Annotated in this window: 2 protein-coding genes and 1 pseudogene; all 3 read left to right on the top strand. The window is 33.8% G+C overall.

What is annotated here, in order from left to right; genetic code table 11:
• A partial coding sequence (locus tag QVD32_RS13025) for a JAB-like toxin 1 domain-containing protein (RefSeq protein WP_287710362.1) occupies nucleotides 1-681 on the top strand: 681 nt, incomplete at its 5' end.
• Between the two features lie 67 nt (nucleotides 682-748).
• Entirely contained in the window at nucleotides 749-1,594 is an 846-nt protein-coding gene (locus QVD32_RS13020) for an energy transducer TonB (RefSeq protein WP_021891050.1), read from the top strand.
• Between the two features lie 105 nt (nucleotides 1,595-1,699).
• Nucleotides 1,700-1,904 (top strand): annotated as a pseudogene (locus tag QVD32_RS13015) (hypothetical protein); the annotation flags it as partial.

The raw sequence follows: 1,904 nt of genomic DNA, 5'->3' as shown, positions 1-1,904 counted from the left end.
ATCTCGCCCTATGCCTATTGTAATAACAATCCGGTGAATTATGTAGACCCGGACGGGAGGGATATTTGGGAAATAGATTACGATGGCAGAATTATAAATCGTATCGAGAACAAGACCCAAGATGCCTTTTATATGGTGGCAAAAGATAGTAACGGTGATTATCAACGGACTTTCTCGGTCGATGAAGACGGGAACAAGAAGTATAATTCCATCAATTTCGAATATGGAGTCATAACCGATTCAAAAAAAGCATGGTTTTTCAATCAGGAAACAAGTTTTTCTATTAATAATGAATCAGACGGAGCAAATTTATTCAAATTCTTTGCTAATAATACAAAAATTGAATTTGGGTTAATAAATACACAAAACAATGGTTCCCTTGTTATGACTAACCATCAAGAACACTCCATTAAAGTAAGTAAACAAGCAAAAAGATTAAGTATGAATGGAGCGACTGTAACATCGATCGTTCACAATCATCCAAACAATTCATATCCATCGGGGTTTAGAAAAAAAGACAATCATGGTGATAAATATGCGGCAGCACTTATCTCTAATTCCAAAGGATATAGAGTTGAACACTATGTATATCAGCCACAAAAGGGGCGTTTAATAATGTATGATAAAAACAAAATTATAGGACCTATCCCATGGGAATATATTTTCTCTTCTAATAAATGATATATAAGACACTTAATCCCCTCAAAAAAATAAGAATTACCTTTTTATTTAATCTATTTTTGAAAGTATGAGAAAGATAATTAGTTTCATATTCATTACTTGGTTTATTTCCTGTTCAGGAAATAGAGATATCGTACTGACAGATTTTACAAAAGAATTAATCTCCATATATCTTAATGACTCCGAACATATCCAAGCCCAAAAAAGGAAGGACGAAATAATACTAATTTCTACAACAGATTCACTATATTACACCTTATTGATATTTAGCAACAATAGTAAGTCTTATAAATATGAGACTTTCGATTTCGTAGGACGAACAATATATATGGGACACTCTATCAAAGCTTTTGGAGACAAGATTCCTATCTTTTATTCAGGGAATAATTTTGTTAAACAAAAAAGGCAAGATATCCCAAATATGAAGGAATATGATCCATCTGTCTGGCAAGTTAGTTTTTATAAAGACAGCTCTTTTTGTAAAATGAGAACATACAAAACTACTCCAAGCGAAAACATTGCAGATATAGAAAACTTAGCAAAAAAGTATTTTAAAATATCACGACCGTCAACAAACGAAATATATCAATTATACGAAGTTGAGACCGAGCCCCAATTTATTTTAGGTAACGATTCTTTAAGGCAAATTATAACATCGAATTTTAAACGAGTAAAGAGGGCTCCTATGCAAGGGAAAATACCAGTAGTAGTTGATGTCTTAATCGATAAACATGGTATTGCAAAACTAATCGGTATCAGAAAAAGTTCGGGAGACACAGTAATCGATGAGGAAGCATTAAAAGTAGCCAAGATAATATGCCAATATAAATTTATCCCGGCAACTCATCGAGGAGAAACTGTCGAGACAATCTTTCCCATTATGTTTCTCGATAATGACGTTAAAGCTAAATAACTCATACTAACAATAAAGTATAATTACGTTTTGAAAAATAAAAAGATTGCTTCCATTTGACTTGTCAAATATAGTATAGATTATATTCCTGAAAGTTCAAACGATATGAATTTCACATTCGGACGATTGTCTTATTTTGTAATAAAGGACTCCAACGGAAATATGACGGCTGACCTCGACCGGGATATTGTCGCCATACGATACAACATGTTGAATTTGCCCGATACCGTGCAGTTCCGCAACGGGTCGGCTATCGTGAATTATTACACCGCCGACGGCAAGAGAACCGGCAGTAAATACCTCACACCAC

It is taken from the genome of Barnesiella sp. (assembly GCF_022723415.1).
Classification (GTDB): domain Bacteria; phylum Bacteroidota; class Bacteroidia; order Bacteroidales; family Barnesiellaceae; genus Barnesiella; species Barnesiella intestinihominis.
Note: the sequence above shows the minus strand (reverse complement) of the source record. Positions and strands in the feature narration are given on the sequence as shown.

Excerpts from the sequence above, each read along its gene's own strand:
- QVD32_RS13020 (WP_021891050.1), top strand. The coding sequence starts at position 749 with ATGAGAAAGATAATTAGTTTCATATTCATTACTTGGTTTATTTCCTGT.